At 39.7% G+C, this 22,039-nt stretch carries 2 protein-coding genes; both read left to right on the top strand.

Annotation, left to right across the window (positions count from 1 at the left end; translation table 11 throughout):
- Positions 1–765 precede the first annotated feature (765 nt).
- Positions 766–7,860 carry a Vomp family autotransporter gene (locus tag AC6ER8_RS07690; protein WP_497078164.1) on the top strand — a complete coding sequence of 2,365 codons (7,095 nt, stop codon included), beginning with the start codon at positions 766–768 and terminating at the stop codon, positions 7,858–7,860.
- A gap of 874 nt (positions 7,861–8,734) precedes the next feature.
- Positions 8,735–22,006 carry a Vomp family autotransporter gene (locus tag AC6ER8_RS07685; protein ID WP_497078162.1) on the top strand — a complete coding sequence of 4,424 codons (13,272 nt, stop codon included), beginning with the start codon at positions 8,735–8,737 and terminating at the stop codon, positions 22,004–22,006.
- The last annotated feature ends 33 nt before the right edge of the window (positions 22,007–22,039 follow it).

Raw genomic sequence — 22,039 nt, 5'->3', positions numbered from 1 at the left:
GGCAGGGGTGAATTGTTTTTAACATCTGTAAAATATGCGGCTTACATCTATAAAAGATATGCATAGAGAGTTTGATAAGGTCTATAATGATAGCGATAGGCTTTAAAAACAGAAAAAACTGCTACGCTTGCGTTCAAGAGTTCGCTTTTTCAAAAGAAAAATAATACATTATTATTCAATAATGATGCATTTTTGTTTTTACTTTAGAATTTTTTACAGTGTTTTAAAAAGAGAGAAAAGGAATTTCTCTTGATGCTCGACAAAACTGTAAATTGACGCTTCACCTTCGAGTAAAGACAAATATATTGAGTTTGATTGTGGAAGTGATAAAAATGAAACTAAAAATCCCCCTTTTGCGCATTTTTCAAGAAAAATCATAGATTTTTTGATTTATTTTACACAAAAAATATTTCTTCTTAACACATAGATAAAGATAAAAAGACTATTTTTTCAATACATTAGAATATAATCTGTGAATAAGATAAAAAATGAAAAACTAATTTAACTTGCAAAAAATAACAAATAAGTTAAAAATTAAGAAGATATTAACCAATATGCCAAAAGATAAAACTTGTTTCTTATTGAAACACAAAAAAGGAAAGCACATCCACTTTAACGTCTAAAGACACCACTTCTCTAACTTTTTCAATCACACCTTTAAAACTTAACACATGCAGAAGAATAAATCTCAGAAGTTAACTAGCATTTAAATGTGTCTTTTTTGTGTTTGCGGTTAAAAAATTTTTTTTCATTGGGGAATTTGTTATGAAAAAATTATATACAAAATCAGCGGGGAATGATTCAAAATTTTCTCGTTTTCCTTTTATTAAAGTTGTGTCATTAACTTCAATTGCTGCACTTTTATCGAGTGCTTCTCCTGTTTTTGCAAAAAGTCTTGTTTCAGGAGGAGGGGATTCTACAAACATTTCTACCAACATCCAGGGTACTGTTGTAGCATATCCACCAAGTGTGATTTCAGTTTATGGTGACACTACAGGTTATTTGGGATCTGTTAATGTCTCTCAGAGTGATTATGTAACAGCATTGAATATGGCGTTAGCCTCAAAAGTGAGTGCTTTAAACGGCTATGTAAATTTTTTAACCGAAGTCCTTTCTGAGATAAGCGATGATAATTCTGTTGCGAATATTCTTAAAACAGATAGCAGTAACCGATTGAAAAAAGCGGTCGGCACAGAGGAGAAAAAGCAACAATCGATCATCAATCCCAGATTGTTAGTCCGTAACAACATATCGTCCCAACAATTTACTCAGGATGATGATGGATCAGCAGTTGATGCATCTGATATCGCGCAAAATGATTTACCTCCAATAATGCCACGTGATGTATCGGGAAATAAGGTTACTTTAGGGGCGGAGATTGATGAAAAAATCGGAAGCGGTGTTGTTATTGGTGCCAAGTCAACGGTAAAAATATTACACCAGAGTAATCTAACTCTGGGGCAGACCACTGTGGTCGGTTTTCAGGCGCAAGTTTTTAGAGGGGGGAGTGTTGCTATTGGTAATAATACACTGATAACGAAGGACGCAGTGAACGGAATTGTTGTTGGTCCTTATGCACAAGTGGGGCAGCAAGGTGCTATGGGGTTAGGTTATGGGGCAAAAGGGGCAGGAGAGACGAGCATTGCTATAGGTTTTGCAGCGCAAACTGAAGGGAAGGGTGCTATTGCAATAGGCTCTACGATGCAGACGAGTTCTTTAAAGGGTGATAACCCAAATGACGATCAGAACAAAGATCTTAGTCGCACCAAGGCACTTGGTGAAAATTCTTTAGCGATTGGTTCTGAGTCCTTGGCAAGTGCCACTCAGTCTATGGCTTTTGGAATGCAGTCACAAGCAACAGGTGAGAATGCAGTTGCTATAGGTACTCTGGCTAAGGGGGATAAAGAGAATTCAGTTGCTATCGGTCCTGAGTCATCTGCAAGTGCCCTTCAGTCTATGGCTTTAGGATATCAATCACAAGCAACAGGTAAAAACTCTGTAGCTATAGGTACTCTGGCTAAAAGTGATCAAGAGAATTCAGTTTCTATAGGTCCTGAGGCATCTGCAAATGCTGTTAAGTCAATGGCTTTAGGATATCAATCGCAAGCGACAGTGGCAGAAGGGGTTGCTATAGGGGCACTTTCTGTAGCGGATGTTGGTGGTGCTATTCCAGGTTATGAGCCTTTCACGAAAGGCGACACAAATAATAGGGGTTATGTATGGAAAAGTACATCAGGTGCTGTTAGTATTGGTGATAATACTAATAAAATTTCACGGCAAATTACAGGGATAGCAGCTGGTGCGGAAGATACCGATGCCGTGAATGTTGCACAGTTGAAGTCATTACAAGACTACGTGGATAAAGGTTGGAATCTATCTGTTGGTGGTAAAGGTGCTAAAGCTGTTTCTATAGACGGCTCGGTAGATTTTTCAGCTGGAAGTAGCAATTTCGAAATCACAAAAGGCAAAGACGACAATAAGTTAAAATTTGACCTCGCAAAGGATATTACCCTTAATAGCATAAAAGCAGGGGGGAATACTTTAAACGCAACAGGTTTAACAATTACAGGTGGTTTGCAAATAACGTCTGAAGGTATTAAAGCTGGCGATAAAAAGATAACAGGAGTAGCAGCGGGGACTGATGCTACTGACGCGGTAAATTTTGCACAGCTTCAGCAAGTCGAACAACAAGTTGCAGCCAGTGGCTTTGTAAAACAAGATGATACAACAAGAGACATCACCATTGGTAAGGATACAGATGGTAATAAAATCGATTTTATGAATAAGACTGGTGAGGTTAGAACTCTTACAGGCATAAAAGCTGGGACACTCTCAGCAGACTCAAGTGAAGCCGTTACCGGGTCTCAACTTTTTAAGACCAATGAAAATATAACAACTGCCGCCACGAATATAGCCCAGTACTTTGGGGGTGGTGCAAGTTATGAGAATGGCGAATGGACAGACCCTACTTTTACGCTTAAAACTTTTGACGCTGAAGGCAATGAAAAAGCCGAAACTTATCATGATGTAGCAAAAGCTTTTGAAGGTGTGGGTCAGTCTTTTACAAACGTTCAGGATAAAATCACCAAAGATATTACAAATAAGTTCAACGACTTTACACAAAACATCACACAGATTACGCAAGAAGTTCAAGGTGATGCTTTATTGTGGAGCGACAGTGATAGTGCATTTGTGGCCAAACATGGCGAAAAAGAAGCAAGCAGCAAAATTACGTTTCTTTTAGACGGTGATATTAATGCAAATTCTACAGATGCCATTACAGGTAAACAGCTTTATACTTTAGGTGATAAAGTTGCAAAGTCCTTGGGGGGTGGTGCAAGTTATGAAAATGGCACATGGAATGCTCCTAACTTCTCTGTTAAGTCTGTTAAGGATGATGGCTCTTTTGAAGAGACAAAGTATGATACTGTAGCGGATGCCTTTTCTGGAGTTGGTACTTCTATCACGAATGTTCAGAATAAATTGACTGAACAGATTAATAATGTAGTGAAAAAAGTGGAAAGCGAAAGCTTTGTTCAACAAGATGAAGCAACGCATGATCTTACTATTGGTGCAAAAACAGAAGGCGATAAAATCAACATTGCCAATAAGACAGGTGGAACAAGAACTCTTTCTGGTGTAAAAGCTGGTACTGAAAGCAACGATGCAGTGAATTTTGCACAACTGAAGGAATTAAAAGAACAGGTAGCCGCCAGTAGCTTTGTGAAGCAAGATGCTAAGACACAACACATCACTATTGGTAAGGATACAGGTGGTGATAAAATTGATATTGCCAACAATAAAAGTGAAAAGCGCACTCTTACAGGCATAAAAGCTGGTGCACTCTCAGCAGATTCAAACGAAGCTGTCACGGGTTCTCAGCTTTTTACAACAAATCAAAATGTAACAACTGCCGCTACGAATATAGCCAAATCCTTTGGTGGTGGTGCTGAATATAAAGATGGCAAATGGACAGACCCTACTTTTACGCTTAAAACGATTAATACTGATGGTGAGGAAAAAGATAAAACTTATCATAATGTAGCTGAGGCTTTGAGTGATGTCGGTCAATCTTTTACAAACGTTCAGGATAAAATTACCAAAGACTTTACAAATAAGTTTGAGAGTTTCACTGAAAACATCACGCAGATTACAGAGCAAGTTAAAGACGATGCCTTATTATGGAACGATACTGAGCAAGCCTTTGTAGCGGATCATGGTAAGGATGCTGAAAAGAAAAATAGCAAAATTACACATCTTTTAGAGGGTAATATTGCTTCTGATTCAACAGATGCCGTGACAGGTAAACAGCTTTATACTTTAGGTGATAAGGTTGCACAGTCCTTGGGGGGTGGTGCGAGCTATGAAAATGGCACATGGATTGCTCCAGGTTTCAAATTTAAGTCTGTTAATGATGATGGTAGCTCTGAAGATAAGACATATAACAATGTAGCGGATGCTTTTTCTGGTGTTGGTACATCTTTCATAAATATTCAGGATAAAATTACCACAGTAAAAGATGAAATAACCAATACAATTAATAATAAAATCATCAAAGAGCTTAATAAAACGAAGGATGATGCTTTATTGTGGGATGATAAAGTTGGTGCTTTTGTTGCTCAACATGCCCAAAAACCCACAGATGGTGATGAAGATGCTGTTAAGAGCAAGAGTAAAATCACATTTCTTTTAAATGGTGATGTTACTGAAGACTCAACCGATGCAATTAATGGTTCTCAACTTTATGCTTTGGGGAACGGTGTTGCGCAGTCTTTTGGTGGTGATGCGAGCTATAAAAATGGCACATGGGTTTCTCCAAAATTTAAGTTTCAAAAGGTTGGTGCTGATGGTCAAACAGAAGAAGAAAGCTATAATGATGTGACATCAGCGTTTACTGGCGTTGGAGAGAGTTTCCAGAATGTTGTTAAGAGATTTGATGACAAAGTAGAACAGATTACACAAACGGTTCAAGGTGATGCCTTATTGTGGAGCGAGAGTGATAATGCATTTGTAGCACAGCACGGTGCAGAAAAGAGCAAGAGTAAAATCACATCTCTTTTGAAGGGTGATGTTACCGAAGAGTCAACCGATGCAATTAACGGTTCCCAACTTTATGCTTTGGGCAGCAGTGTTGCTCAATCTTTAGGGGGAAGCGCTAGCTATAAAGATGGCAAGTGGACAGCACCAAGTTTCTCGGTCACATCCGTTGATGATAAAGGTCAGACAGCCACAAAAGAATACCAAAATGTTGCTGATGCATTCACGGGTGTTGGCAGCAGCTTCACAAATGTTGTTAAGAATGTTGATGACAAAGTCGATGGTGTAAAAAAAGATTTTGATGAGAAAATCAATGATATAACAGCAAAAGTTCAAGGCGATGCATTATTGTGGAGCGAGGATGATGAAGCCTTTATTGCCAAGCATAACAAAGGTGGAAATGAGGAAAACCAAGAAAAAGTTGCCAGTAAGATAAAATATCTCGCACAAGGAGATATTAATAATACCTCCACAGACGCAATTAACGGTTCCCAACTTTATGCTTTGGGTAGCAGTGTTGCGCAATCTTTAGGGGGGAGCGCTAGCTATGAAAATGGCACATGGGTTTCTCCAAAATTTAAGTTCCAAAAGGTTGGTGCTAATGGTCAAACAGAAGAAGAAAGCTATGATGATGTAACATCTGCATTTACTGGCGTTGGAGAGAGTTTCAATAACGTTGTTAAGAAATTTGATGACAAAGTAGAACAGATTACACAAACAGTTCAAGGTGATGCCTTATTGTGGAACAAAAGTGCTAATGCATTTTCTGCACAGCACGGTGAAGAAAAGAGCAATAGTAAGATTACCTTCCTCGCTGATGGTAACATTACGAAAGACTCCACCGATGCAATTAACGGTTCCCAACTTTACGGTTTAGGTAACAGTGTTGCTCAATCTTTAGGGGATAGCGCTAGCTATGAAAATGGTGAATGGAAAGCCCCAACGTTTAAAGTTAAAAGAGTTAAAACTGATGGCACAGAAGAAGAGCAAAGCTATACGAGTGTAGCAGAAGCTTTTCAAGGTGTTGGAACCATTTTCACAAATATAAAAAATGAGATTATCAAACAGATTAATAATGTAGTTACCAAAATAGAGGATGAGAGTTTTATTCAGCAGGATAAGCAAACCAATCGCCTTACTGTTGGTGCTAAAACAGAAGGTACAGAAATCAATATTGCCAACAAAAGTGGTGCAAATCGAATAATTTCTGGCGTAGATGATGCAAAGAATAACAATGATGCTGTTAACAAAGGTCAGCTTGATAGTGGTATCAAGAATGTGACTGACCAAATAACAAATATTACTAAGAAAGTTCAAGGTGATGCCTTATTGTGGAGCGAAAGTGACGGTGCATTTTCTGCACAGCATGGCGCAGAAAAGAGCAAGAGTAAGATCACCTTTCTTGCGGATGGTAACATTACGAAAGACTCCACCGATGCGATCACAGGTTCACAGCTTTATTCGATGAGTAATCAGCTTGCTGGATATTTAGGAAGTGGTGCAGGCTATGATGAGAATGGAGAATGGAAAAAACCCATCTTTATGCTTAACACAGTTAAAGGTGATGGTACAGAAAGTGAAGAAAGTTATGATACTGTAGCGGATGCCTTTTCTGCTGTTGGTACATCTTTCAAGAATATTCAGAACAAAATCACCAATGAAATCACCAACGAGATTAATAAAACAAAAGGCGATGCTTTATTGTGGAATAATGAAAAAGAAGCTTTTGTTGCTCAGCATGGTGAAGAAAAAGCAAGAAGCAAGATTACCTTTCTTGCCGATGGTGACATTACGAAAGAATCGACCGATGCAATCAATGGTTCTCAGCTTTATTCAGTAATTGCTTCCCTTTCCAATTACTTTGGTGGTGGTGCAGGCTATCAGAATGGGCAATGGAAAGATCCCAAATTCGAGGTTGCACAATTCAAGAAGGATGATGATAGCAAAAAGAGCTATGATAATGTTGCCGCTGCGTTTGAAGGTGTTAATCAAAGCATGAAAAACATTAACGAGCGTATTAATAATGTGACTCAAAATGTCGCATCGAGCGGTTTAAATTGGAACGAGGAAGAAAAAGCTTTCGACGCTAATCATGAAGAAACACCAAGTAAGATCACACATGTAGCGGATGGTGACCTATCTGAACATTCAACAGATGCTGTTAATGGTAGCCAACTTTATAAGACAAATCAGAGGGTTGAAAAGGTTGAAGAGCGTGTAGACAATATTAATCAACAGGTCAAAGATATTAAAAATACGGTTACGAATGACGCCGTTAGGTATGATAAAGGTAACGATGGCAAGAAAAACGGTAAAATCACATTAGTTGGTGCAAGTGAAAGTGAACCGGTTTTGATAGGCAATGTAGCAAGTGGTGAGGTATCGGAATTTTCCAAAGAAGCTGTTAATGGTAGTCAACTTTATGAGACAAAGAAACAGGTGGAAACAGTCTTAGATGATGCAAAAAAATATACGGATGAACGTTTTAATAGCATTATCAATGACACGATAGGTGATGTTATTCACGAAGCAAAATCTTACACCGATATAAAATTTGAAGCATTAAAGTATGATATTAAGACAGTTCAGAAAGAGGCAAGGCAGGCAGCTGCGATAGGTTTGGCAGTATCAAACTTGAGTTATTTTGATACACCAGGTGCTTTAAGTGTTTCGTTTGGTACGGGTCTATGGCGTAATGAAACAGCTCTTGCGATTGGAGCTGGCTATATGTCAGAAGATGGCAAGATCCGTTCTAATATATCGGCCGCGAACTCTGGTGGACATTGGGGAATAGGTGCGGGCTTAAGACTCAAGCTAAATTGATGATAGAAAAGAACGTGTTATGAAGAAAAATATTCGCCTTGTCCCCACATGAATGAGGGCGAATATTCCACAGATACAAACATTACAATACAAACATTATTGTTTGCTAAGTAATGTTTGTATCTGTCAATAATCATAGCCTTAATGATGCGGTTAGCTCTTAAGGTTTTATTAAAAGCATTTCGCTTCCTTTATTGCAGAAATATTGCAAAAATATCACACTAGAATCCATAATGATATATTTTGATTGAAAATAATCATTTTTTTGTTGCTATTCTATTATAGAGTGTATATCGCTACATAAAGTATATTAGTAAGACTCATTTTGATTGAATGGATTTCAAAGGGGGGGCAAGTAATGCGCAAAGAAAAAACATACATCCCAAAAACATGTATATCTCATTGCATGATACTTAAAGTAAAAACCTAACTAAAAAGTAAAACAACCGGAAAATAAAAATTCCTTAGGTATTATAATCCTTTTTACTTCACTTATTATTAACAAAATAATGCTTTCTAATAAAACTAACGTCTATAAATAGGAAAACACACACGAAAACCTTTTATAAAGCATTTTATAGTAATCACGACAAAGTAAACAAGGCAATATTAATACACAAAACCTCTTTCAAGTTAGACAACAAAACAATACACGAAAACCCAATAAAACCTAAATACGTCATTTTTATGTCAAAAAACATAAATCAACAAATTAGGTTTCAGTATAAAAAACACACAAAACAAAAAGGTAAAAGACTCAAAATGTTCACACTCTAGACAATTTCTCCATATCTCACTACCCAAGTAGAAGAATAATGCTGAAATATGTCTTTTTTATGTTTTGGAGGTGTTTTTCTTACTTGGAGAATTTATTATGAAGAAAATATATGCCACACGAACAGCAAACAAATTAAGAGATTCTCATTTTTCTTTTGTTAAAGTTCTGTCATTGGCTACAGCAGCGACATTTTTATCAAATATTTCTCCTATTTTTGCAGAAAATAATGATTTTAGAAACACCTTTTTTGAAGGTGTTAACAGTGCTGTTATGTCTTATCCACAAAGCATCATCTCTGTGGCTAATTTGAATACTTCTTCTGATAAATCAAAAGAAAATTATGTAACGGCGTTGAATGCAGCGCTAGCAGCAAAAGTGGCAGCAAAAGCGAATGCTTCTAATGACTATGTGAATTTTCTTACCAACACTCTTTTAAAGAGCAATAATGCTAAATCTATCGAGAATGTTTCAACAGCAGACAACCGTGATCTGTCTCAAAGAATGGTAAATATCGAGGATAAAAATAAAAGATCTCTCGTTAATCCACAATGGTCTGTTGATAACAACTTTCCTCCCCAACTATTTAATCAGAATGGAGAAGATGCAGCGGTTATTGATGTTTCTAATAACGCGCGGAATGATTCATCTACAGGGCTAGGGAACGCTAGAATGGCACGCAGTGGTATCATGCCACGGGCAGCAAGTAATGATCTAATAGATAACTCATTTAATGTTCTAATAGTGGATCAAATGGTTTCGGTGGAGGCGGAAAGATCTGTTGTTATTGGTGTGGGAGCTATTGCAGGCAATGCGAGTCAAGTAGGATCAAGTGCAAGCGGGTCCTACACTGAAGATTCTGTTATTATTGGTTATCGTGCAGAAGGCAGATTTAAAGAATCTGTTTCTGTTGGTTCAGAAGCAAAAACAGCGGGGAAATATGGGGTTGCAATGGGTAAAAAGGCACTCGCCTTGTCAGAGGGATCGATTGCTATAGGTTATAGGTCATGGACAGGTGGTGTCGCTAGTTTTCAGGGTTTTGCAGGGCCGTACAGCACGGCGTTAGGGTTTAAGGCTAAGGCTTCAGTTGATTCCGCTGTTGCTCTAGGGGCGAATTCTTTTGTTGATACTGTTGCTAATGTTGAAGGTTATATCCCTTTCGGAAAAGATATTAAAGGCGATAAAGGGTATATATGGAAAAGCACACTAGGTGCCGTTAGTGTTGGTAATGTTCCAGATAGTAAAACACGACAAATTATCGGAGTAGCGGCTGGTACTCAAGATACGGATGCCGTCAACGTTGCGCAGCTGAAAGCAGTAGAAAATACTGCAGGGAGTTGGCAAACTTCTGTTAATGGTAAAAACACCACAGTTGTGAGTACAGGCAAAGTAGTAGACTTTTCTGCCGGCAGTAGCAACCTTAACATTACCAAAGGCGAGAAAGACAATAAGATCAAATTTGATCTCGCAAAGGAAATTACACTCGATAAGGTTACAGCAGGGAAAAATATTTTTGATGCTACGGGATTAGTCATTCAGAATGGCCCCAAATTCACCACGAATGGTATTGACGCTGCAAATCAAAAAATCACGGGAGTAGCAACGGGTACCAACGACACCGATGCTGTTAACGTTGCTCAGTTAAAACAAGCCGTATCTCAGTCTAAAGACAGTCTTGCTGATTGGTCTAATGACAGGGTGAGAATAGGTGCTGGTGAAGCACTTAGTAAACCAGGAAGTGTTGTAATGGGAGCAGGCTGGTCGGATTACGTGGCTGGTCCTGGTTCTGGTGCTACTATATACCACGCTCCAGAGGTATCCGCAGACTTTGGCATAGCTATAGGTACAGATGCTAAAGTTCGAAAGAATTCTAAAGGAGCAATTGCTCTTGGTTATTATGCGAGCGTGGAGGATAATATTGAGGGAGCAATTGCTTTAGGCAAAAACTCTCAGGCTTCAGTTGCGGGGAAGATTGCAGGCTATGATCCTAAGACTGGAAAAGCTTCAACATCAAACAATATTGAATGGAAATCTGGTAGTTTTGGTGCGTTGAGTATTGGTAAATCTGGCATTTTTACACGGCAGATTGTGGGGGTCGCAGCTGGTACCAACGACACTGATGCCGTTAACGTTGCACAGCTAAAAGCGCTACGAGATTCTGTAAACGTAAATTGGGAGCTTTCTATTGACGGCAAGAACAAGACGAATGTTAATTCAACCAGCCCAATGGATTTAGCTGCTAGCAGTAACAATCTTAGCATCACAAAAGGCGAGAAAGACAATAAGGTTAAATTTGATCTCGCAAAGGATATTACACTCGATAAGGTTACAGCAGGGAAAAATATTTTTGATGCTACGGGATTAGTCATTCAGAATGGTCCCCAAATAACCACCGATGGCATTAACGCTGCAAATCAAAAAATCACGGAAGTAGCAGAAGGTACCAACGACACCGATGCCGTTAACCTTTCACAGCTAAAAGCAGCCCAAGCGGCAGCAGCTATAAGAGGTTTAAAAATTAACGCCACGAATAAAGACTTTAAAGATCCTAAAGCTGAAGCAGAAGACTCCGTTGCTCTTGGGAATGGCGCTAGCGTTGATGAATTATCCACCGGTTCACTTGCTTTTGGTAAAGGTGCTTCTGTAAAAAAGAAAGTGGATTCAGATGGAAAAGAAACTGGTTCGTTCGATGCTATTGCTTTAGGTACAAATGCATCTGTATCTGGTAAGAATAGCATGGCTATTGGCGCTAACGCAACTACTAGCGAAGAGGGTGCATTTGCTCTTGGTGCTAGCGCAACGGCTAGTGGTTCCCAATCATTTGCTCTTGGTTACAATGCAGTCGCTAGCGGTGCTGGCAGCATTGCTTTTGGTTATAATGCAACCTCTAGTAGTGGCATTGCTTTTGGTTCGGGCGCAACCTCTAGTGGTACAGGCAGCATTGCTTTTGGTGACAATACAACTTCTGACATTGGTGCGATTGCTATTGGTTCGCAGGCAGGAGGTGAAAGAGGAAAAGACACCGCCTATGCAGTGATGCTTGGGTTTCAAGCAAAAGCATTGGTGAGGGAAAGTATAGCTTTAGGGGCATTTTCTACTGTTGATGTTGGTGCTAATGTTGCGGGATATGATCCTAGGATTAGAGCAAATTCAAATGAACAGGACAAGGCTTGGAAATCCAGTTATGGCGCACTTAGCATTGGTAATGCTGAACAAGGTAAAACCAGACAGATTATAAATGTTGCAGCTGGTACCAACGATACTGATGCTGTCAACGTTGCTCAGCTAAAAGCGCTACAAAACTCTATAAATCCGAGTTGGGATCTCTCTGTTAATGGTAAAAATAAAACGAATGTTAATTCAACCAGCCCAATGGATTTAGCAGCTACTAGTGACAACCTTAGCATCACAAAAGGCGAAGACGACAATAATGTCAAATTTGACCTCGCAAAGAATATTACACTAGAGAGCATAAAAGCAGGCGAGAATACTTTAAACGCTACGGGTTTAATCATTGCAAGTGGTCCCCAAATAACCACCGATGGCATTAATGCCGCAAATAAAAAAATCACAGGGGTAGCAGAAGGTACCAACGACACCGACGCTGTAAATTTTTCACAACTGGAGAAAGTCAAAGAACAAGTAGCCGCCAGTAGCTTTGTGAAACAAAATCCTGACACGAAAGATATCACCATTGGTAAAGAAACAGGTGGTGATAAAATCGATATTGCCAACAATGAAAATGGTAAACGTACTCTTACAGGTATAAAAGATGCTATACTCTCAGCAGATTCAAGTGATGCCGTAAATGGTTCCCAGCTTTATAAACTTGGTAATAACGTTGCCAAATATTTTGGTGGTGACGCTAGTTATGAGGGTGGCAAATGGGTTGCATCATCATTTAAATTTCAAAAGATTGACGCTGATGGGGAAATAGAAGATGGCAACTATGATAATGTAACAACAGCCTTTTCTGGTGTTGGTACAAGCTTTGAGAATATTGTTAACAACTTTGATCAAAAACTTGAAGCAGCGACACAACAAGTTGAAAACAATATCACCAAAATTACAGAGCATGTCCAGGGCGATGCTTTATTGTGGGATAAAGAGCAGAAAGCTTTTGTTGCACAACATGAGGAAGAAGGTAGCAAAGAAAAAGGTGTTAAGAGCAACAGTCGGATCACCTTTCTTCAGGCAGGCAAAATATCAAGTGACTCCACAGATGCAATTAACGGTTCGCAGCTTTATGCTCTTGGTGATAATGTTGCTCAATCTCTGGGTGGTAGTGCTAGCTATAAAGATGGCACATGGGTTGCACCACAATTTAAATTTCAAAAGGTTAACGCTGATGGAAAAACAGAAGAAGGAAGCTATAATAATGTAGCATCTGCATTTGCCGGCGTTGGAGAGAGTTTCAAGAACGTTGTTGAAAAAATTAATAACAAAGTAGAACATATAACAGAGCAAGTGCAAGGTGATGCCTTATTGTGGAGTGATACCGATGGAGCTTTTGTAGCCAAGCATAGCAAGGCTGGAGAAGAAGGAAAAAAGAAGGTCGCAAGTAAGATTACGTATCTTGCGAATGGTACGATCGCTCAAGACTCCACAGATGCAATAACTGGTTCTCAGCTTTATGCCCTTGGTGATAATGTTGCGCAGTCTTTAGGTGGTAGCGCTAGCTATAAAGATGGCACATGGACTGCTCCCAATTTCAAGCTCAAGATTGTTGATGTTGGTGATCAAGAAGGTGAGGAGAAGACATATCATGATGTTGCTTCTGCATTTTCTGGTGTTGATACAAGTATTCATAACGTTGTTAACAAGTTTGATGCTAAAATAGCAGATGTTACGAAATACATTCAGGATAATACTTTATTGTGGGACAAAAATGCCTATGCCTTTATTGCACAGCATGGTGAGGAAAAAAGCAACAGCAAGATCACATCGCTTGCCGATGGTTCCATTGTAGCAGGTTCAAGCGATGCGGTTACGGGTGGTCAGATTAATAGGATTGTTTCTGGTGTTACAAGTGCATTAGGTGGCGACGCATCATTGAGTCCCGATGGTACTTTTAAAGGACCTACCTATGGCTTATCGACGGTCTCTAAAGCAGGTGAGGTAACAAGTAAATCGTATGAAGGTGTTGAAAAAGCCTTTGAAGGACTTGATGATAATATCAAGACTGTGAACGATCGCATTAAGGAAGTCTCAGAGGGCGTTGCACAGGATTCTTTAAACTGGAGTGATGCTGATGGTGCTTTTGTTGCACAACATAAAGCGGAAGAAGGTAAAAAGGAAAACAGTAAGATAAAATTCCTTGCGGATGGAGATATTAAGGAAAACTCTACAGAAGCTGTAACTGGTGGACAGCTTTATAGCTTGAATCAGACGCTTGCAAAGTATTTTGGTGGTAGTGCTAGCTATAAAGATGGCGCATGGACTGCCCCGACATTTACATTTAAAACTGTTAACGCTGATGGTAAAACAACAGAAGGAAACTATGATAATGTAACAGCAGCCTTTTCTGGTGTTGGTACAGGCTTTGAGAATATTGTTAACAACTTTGATCAAAAACTTGAAGCAGCGACACAACAAGTTGAAAACAATATCACCAAAATTACAGAGCATGTCCAGGGCGATGCTTTATTGTGGGATAAAGAGCAGAAAGCTTTTGTTGCACAACATGAGGAAGAAGGTAGCAAAGAAAAAGGTGTTAAGAGCAACAGTCGGATCACCTTTCTTCAGGCAGGCAAAATATCAAGTGACTCCACAGATGCAATTAACGGTTCGCAGCTTTATGCTCTTGGTGATAATGTTGCTCAATCTCTGGGTGGTAGTGCTAGCTATAAAGATGGCACATGGGTTGCACCACAATTTAAATTTCAAAAGGTTAACGCTGATGGAAAAACAGAAGAAGGAAGCTATGATAATGTAGCATCTGCGTTTACTGGCGTTGGAGAGAGTTTTGATAATGTTGTTAAGCAACTTGATGACAAAGTAGAACATGTTACGCAAACAGTTCAAGGCGATGCCTTATTGTGGAGTGATTCTGATAAAGCATTTGTAGCGACACATGGTGAAGGTAAAGATAAAAGTAATCGCAAGATTACATCTCTTGCGGTAGGAAGTATTGTTGAAGGTTCCACGGATGCGATCACAGGTTCTCAGCTTTATGAAACAAATAGCAAGCTCGCACAATATTTAGGGGGAGGAGCTGGTTATACAGAGAGCACATGGCGTAATCCAACTTTTAAAGTGAAAACTGTTGACGCTGATGGTCAGGAAAAGGATGAAGACTATCAGAATGTCGCTGCAGCTTTTGAAGGAGTTGGTACATCTTTCACCAATATCAAAAAAGAGATAACCAAACAGGTTAACAATCTTCAGTCAGATGATTCAGCGGTTGTTCACTATGATAAGCAGAAGGATGAATCTGGAAGCATTGATTATACGAACATCACCTTGGGTAAAGGTGCAAATGCTCCTGCTGTTGCACTTCATAATATTGCCGATGGTAACATTGCAAAAGATTCAAAAGACGCAATTAACGGTTCGCAGCTTTATGATCTTGGTAGCAAAGTTGCGCAGTATTTTGGTGGTGATGCTAGCTATGAGGCTGGTACATGGGTTGCACCACCATTTAAATTTCAAAAGGTTGATACTGATGGTAAAACAACAGAAGGCAGCTATGCTAATGTAGCATCTGCGTTTACTGGCGTTGGAGAGAGTTTCAAGAACGTTGTTGAAAAAATTAATAACAAAGTAGAACATATAACAGAGCAAGTTCAAGGCGACGCCTTATTGTGGAGTGAAACTGATAAAGCCTTTAGTGCCCAGCATGGGAAAGAAGATGAAAAGGCAGATAGCAAAATTACGCACCTTAAGGCTGGAGACATTACAGCTGCATCAACGGATGCAGTTACAGGTGGACAACTTTATTCGATGAACGAACAGCTAGCAACCTATTTAGGTGGTGGTTCTGGCTATGATGAAAAAGGAAACTGGATAGCTCCTAGTTTTAAGATCAAGACTGTTAAAGAAGATGGTAATGCTGAAGATAAGAGCTATACTACTGTAGCAGAAGCTTTAACAGATGTTGGTAGTTCTATCACGAATGTTCAAAATAAAATTACCAATGAGATTACCAACCAGATTAATCATCTTCAGTCGGAAGATTCTGCTGTTGTTCATTACGATAAAGACGATAAAAATAATACTGTTAATTATGCAAGTGTAACTTTTGGTGGTAAAAATAAAACTCTTACGGCTCTTCACAATGTTGCGAATGGTACGATCACTCAAGACTCCACAGATGCAATTAATGGTTCGCAGCTTTATGCTCTTGGTGATAATGTTGCTCAATCTCTTGGTGGTAGTGCTAGCTATAAAGATGGCACATGGGTTGCACCACAATTTAAATTTCAAAAGGTTAACGCTGATGGTAAAACAGAAGAAGGAAGCTATGATAATGTAGCATCTGCGTTTACTGGCGTTGGAGAGAGTTTTGATAATGTTGTTAAGCAACTTGATGATAAAGTAGAACATGTTACGCAAACAGTTCAAGGCGATGCCTTATTGTGGAGTGATTCTGATAAAGCGTTTGTGGCCAAGCATAAAAAGGTTGGCGCTGAAGAAGAACAGGAAAAAACCGCAAGCAAGATTACGTATCTTGCGAATGGTGCGATCACTCAAGACTCCACCGATGCGATAACCGGTTCCCAGCTTTATGAAACAAATAGCAAGCTTGCACAATATTTAGGTGGTGATGCTAGCTATAAAGATGGCACATGGATTGCACCAAGCTTTAAGGTTAAAACCATTAAAGGTGACGGCAATACTGGAGAAGAGGATTATACGAGTGTATCTGAAGCATTTGCTGGTGTAGGGACTTCTTTCACCAATCTTCATAATGAGCTTAACAAAGAGATTAGCCAAGTCGTTAGTGATAGTCTTGTTAAACAAGAGAAAGAGGGTGATCCTATTACTATCGGTAAGGAAACAGAGGGTAGTATAATTAGCTTTCAAAATAAGAATAAAGAAAACCGAACTCTTTCCGGTTTGATAGGTGGAACAATCTCTAAAGATTCAGATGAAGCGGTCAATGGTTCCCAGCTTTATGATCTTGGTAGCAAAGTTTCTCAATCTCTTGGTGGTGATGCTAGCTATGAGAATGGCGCATGGAGAGCCCCAAGCTTTAAGGTTAAGACTATCAATGAGGATGGTACTAAAGTTGAAGATAAGGATTATACGAGTGTATCTGAAGCATTGGCTGGTGTAGGGACTTCTTTTGAGAATCTTCACAAAGAGTTTACCCAAAGCAATACAGAAGTTACTGAAAACATTAAACAGAATGCATTGTTGTGGAGTGATGAGAGCAATGCCTTTGTCGCTCAGCACGGGAAAGATGAAGCTGCAAAAACGAATAGCAAGATTACATTTCTTGCCGATGGTAATATTGCAAAGGATTCAAGTGATGCCATAAATGGTTCGCAGCTTTATGATCTTGGTAGCAGTGTTGCCAAATATTTTGGTGGTGACGCTGGTTATGAGGGGGGCAAATGGGTTGTATCACCATTTAAATTTCAAAAGGTTGACGCTGATGGTGAAATAGAAGATGGCAACTATGATAATGTAACAACAGCCTTTTCTGGTGTTGGTACCAGCTTTGAGAATATTGTTAACAACTTTGATAAAAAACTTGAAGAAACGACACAACAAGTTGAAAACAAGATCACTAACATTACAGAGCATGTTCAAGGCGATGCTTTATTGTGGGATAAAGAGCAGAAGGCTTTCGTTGCCCAACATGTCCAAAAATCCACAGATGATAGTGAAGAAGATGTTAAGAGCAACAGTAAGATCACGTCTCTTTTGAATGGAGATATTTCTGCCACCTCCACAGACGCAATTAACGGTTCCCAGCTTTATCAACTTGGTAGCAATGTTGCTCAATCTCTTGGTGGTAGTGCTAGCTATAAAGATGGTGCATGGACTGCTCCGGAATTTACATTTAAAACTGTTGGTGCTGATGGTAAAATAGAAGAAGGAAGCTATGATAATGTAGCATCTGCGTTTACTGGCGTTGGAGAGAGTTTTGATAATGTTGTTAAGAAACTTGATGACAAAGTAGAACATATAACAGAGCAAGTCCAAGGTGATGCTTTATTATGGGATAAAGAGCAAAAAGCCTTTGTAGCGCAGCATGGAGAAGGTGACAGTAGAAAAGCAAGCAAGATCATGTTCCTTGCGGATGGAGATATTAAAGAAAACTCCATGGAAGCGATTAACGGTGGTCAGATCTATGATTTAAAGAAACAGTTTGCTGGGTACTTTGGCAATGGTGCTGGTTATAATGAGAAAGGCGAATGGAAAAATCCTGACTTCCAAATTCAGGCTTTCAATAATGATGGCACGAAAGGTGATAAAAAAAGCAGTGATAATGTTGCAAGTGCGTTTAATGACATTAATGACAGCATGAGCGCTATCAACAATCGCATTAAGGAAGTTTCAGAAGGCGTTGCACAGGATTCTTTAAATTGGAGTGATACTGAAGGTGCTTTTGTAGCGCGGCATGGTGAACAAGAAAAAACGAATAGCAAAATTAAATTTCTTGCTGATGGTGACATTACGAAAGAATCGACAGAAGCTATAACTGGTGGACAAATTCATACACTCACTCATGATGTATCAAAGATTTTAGGTGGAGGTGTTGAGTTTACAAATGGCCAATTGAGCAAAGATAAATTCACAGTTAAGGCTTTCAATTCAGAAAAGAATGAATCTGAAGATACAAGTTATGATAGTGTAGCAGAAGCGTTTGCTGGTGTAGGAAGTTCTTTTGAGAATGTGGTTAATGACTTTACTAAAAAAGTAGATGGTATTACTGAACATGTTCAGGGTGATGCATTGTTGTGGAGCGATAAGAGTAATGCCTTTGTTGCACAGCATGGTGAGGCAAAAAGCAATAGTAAGATCACATCTCTTGCAGCAGGAAGTATTTCTGAAGGTTCCACGGATGCGGTAATTGGTGGACAACTTTATGAAACGAATAGCAAGCTTGCACAATATTTAGGTGGTGGAGCTGGTTATAAAGATAGCACATGGAGTGCTCCAAGCTTCAAGGTTACAACCGTCAAGGAAGATGGGAGTGATGTTGAAGAGCAGAGCTATGCGAGTGTATCGGAAGCGTTTGCTGGTGTAGGCACTTCTTTCAAGAATATTCATCAAGAGCTTAAGAATGAGATTAATCAAGTTGTGGGGGATAGTCTTGTTAAACAAGAGAAAGAGGGTGATCCTATTACTATCGGTAAGGAAACAGAGGGTAGTATAATTAGCTTTCAAAATAAGAATAAAGAAAACCGAACCCTTTCCGGTTTGATAGGTGGAACAATCTCTAAAGATTCAGATGAAGCGGTCAATGGTTCTCAGCTTTATGAGACCAATGATAAGGTTGCAACCTATTTAGGGGGTGGTGCGCGTTATGAGAATGGCACATGGACTGCCCCAAGCTTCAAGTTTAAGACTGTCAATGAGGATGGTACTAAAGTTGAAGATAAGGATTATGCGAGTGTATCTGAAGCATTTGCTGGTGTGGGAAATTCTTTTGAGAATCTTCACAAAGAGTTTACCCAAAGCAATACAGAGGTTACTGAAAACATTAAACAGAATGCATTGTTGTGGAGTGATGAGAACAATGCCTTTGTCGCTCAGCACGGGAAAGATGATGCAGCAAAAACAAATAGTAAGATTACGTTTCTTGCAAATGGTATGATTACTCAAGACTCCACAGATGCTGTAAATGGTTCCCAGCTTTATAGTTTGGGGAGCAGTGTTGCGAAGTCTTTAGGGGGTGGTGCGCATTATGAGAATGGTGCGTGGACTGCTCCAAACTTCAAGGTAAAAACCATTAAAGATGATGGTCATTCTGGAGAAGAGGATTATACGAGTGTATCTGAAGCATTTGCTGGTATAGGGACTTCTTTTATCAATATTAAGAATGAACTTAACAAAGAGATTAGCCAAGTGGTTAGTGATAGTCTTGTTAAGCAGGATGCTGATACGAAAGTCATCAAGATAGGAGCAGAAAAAGGCGGCAGCACCATTAGTATTGCCAATAGTGGTGATGCACCACGGACGCTTTCAGGTGTGAAAGCAGGAGCACTTTCGGCAGAATCGAATGATGCGGTCAATGGTTCCCAGCTTTATTCAATGAGTAATACACTAGCGACCTATTTTGGTGGAGGTGCTGGCTATAAGAATGGAGAATGGAGCCAACCCAACTTCAAGGTTACCACAGTCAAGGAAGACGGCAGAGGTGTTGAAGAGCAAAGCTATGCGAGTGTATCTGAGGCGCTTTCTGGTGTAGGGACTTCTTTCACCAATCTTCATAATGAGCTCAAGAATGAGATTAAGCAAGTTGTGGGTGATAGTCTTGTTAAACAAGATTCTAAGACACATGTTATTAGTGTAGGAAAAGAAAAGAGCGGTACTGAAGTTAACTTTGCCAATATTGATGGTGCCTCACGGACGCTTTCAGGTGTGAAGGCAGGAGCACTTTCGGCAGAATCGAGAGATGCAGTTAATGGTTCACAGCTTTTTGCCACCAATCAACATGTGAATGCTGTATCTGATGATTTACAAACAACAGCCATGGATATAGCGAAATCGCTTGGTGGTGGCGCTGAATATAAAGAAGGCCAATGGAAAGCGCCAAGCTTTAGAGTTAAAACCATTAAGGATGATGGTCATTCTGGAGAAGAGGATTATGCGAGTGTATCTGAAGCGTTTGCTGGTGTAGGTACTTCTTTCACCAATCTTCATAATGAGCTTAAGAATGAGATTAACCAAGTTGTCAGTGATAGTCTTGTTAAGCAGGATTCAGACAGTAAGGTTATCCGCATTGGTTCAGAGAAAGAGGGTACAGAAATCAGCATTGCCAACAGTGCAGGTGCAGTGCGTAGTCTTTCTGGCGTAAAAGCGGCAACAGTTTCAGAAGGCTCGACAGAGGCAGTGAATGGTGGTCAGCTTTATTCTTTAAATCAGACGTTAGCGACGTATTTTGGAGGTGGAGCTCGTTATGAAGAAGGTCAATGGATCGCACCTACATTCACATTAACCAGCTTCAATTCTGATGGGAGTTCAGAAGAGAAGAGCTATAATAATGTTGCAGCAGCCTTTGCCGGTATGAATAGTTCCTTCACGCAGCTTCATGATACTATTTCTGACAATATTGAACAGAATGCGTTGTTGTGGAGTGATGAAGATCAAGCTTTTGTAGCGCTTCATGGGAAAGGATCTCAAAGAAGCAAGAGCAAATTGAAGTCCCTTTTAGATGGTGACATTTCAGAAGGTTCTACAGAAGCGATCACGGGAAATCAGCTTTATTCACTCAATCAGACGTTAGCGCTGTATTTAGGAGGAGGAGCGAGCTATGAAGGAGGGCATTGGACAGCGCCCGAATTCAAGGTTGCACAATTCAATAGCGATGGCGGTTCGTCAGATAAGAAGGTTTATAATGATGTTGCTGGTGCCTTTGAAGGTGTTAGTGAGGGTATGACGAGTATCAACGATCGTATTACGGAGGTTGCGAACAATCTTGATACGAATGGCTTGAATTGGAATGAAGACAAGGGTGCGTATGATGCTGGTCATAAAGGAGAATCGAGTAAGATAACGAACGTTTCCGATGGTGCGGTAGAGGAAGGCTCGAAAGACGTTGTAAATGGCGGTCAGCTTTGGGATACGAATAATAGGGTTAGCAAGGTTGAAGACCGTGTAGATACGATAGATCAACATGTTAAGGACATTGAAACGGCTGTGACTGATGGCGCAGTTAACTATGATAAAGGAGCGGATGGTAAGAAGAGCAATAGCATCACGTTGGTCGGGGGAGATGAAAGTGCTCCGGTATTAATAGACAATGTGGGTGATGGTAAGATTGAGAAAGGCTCTCATGAAGCAGTTAATGGGGGTCAGTTGCATGATTATACGGAACAGCAGATGAAGATTGTTCTTGATGATGCGAAGAAATATACGGATGAACAAGTAAGTAGTTTTGTCAACAATGGCATTAGCGAGGCGAAATCCTATACGGATATGAAGTTTGATACGTTGAGTTATGCGATTGAGGATGTTCGCAAAGAGGCAAGAAAAGCGGCAGCTATAGGTTTGGCAGTGGCAAATTTACGCTACAATGATACACCTGGAAAATTAAGTGTCGCAATTGGTAGTGGTATATGGGAGAATCAATCCGCTTTTGCTATTGGTGCTGGATATACATCACAGAATGGAGATATTCGGTCTAGTTTGTCTATAACCAGTGCGGGAGGTCGCTGGGGCATTGGTGCTGGATTTAGTATGACATTGAATTGATAATAAAAACACATTAGGAAAAACTATATTCAC

Source organism: Bartonella sp. SL320 (assembly GCF_059687635.1).
The sequence above is the reverse complement of the archived record's forward strand: the minus strand, read 5'-3'. Positions and strand labels throughout refer to the sequence as shown.

Coding starts and splice junctions, on each gene's coding strand:
- AC6ER8_RS07690 (WP_497078164.1), top strand. CDS start 766: ATGAAAAAATTATATACAAAATCAGCGGGGAATGATTCAAAATTTTCT.
- AC6ER8_RS07685 (WP_497078162.1), top strand. CDS start 8,735: ATGAAGAAAATATATGCCACACGAACAGCAAACAAATTAAGAGATTCT.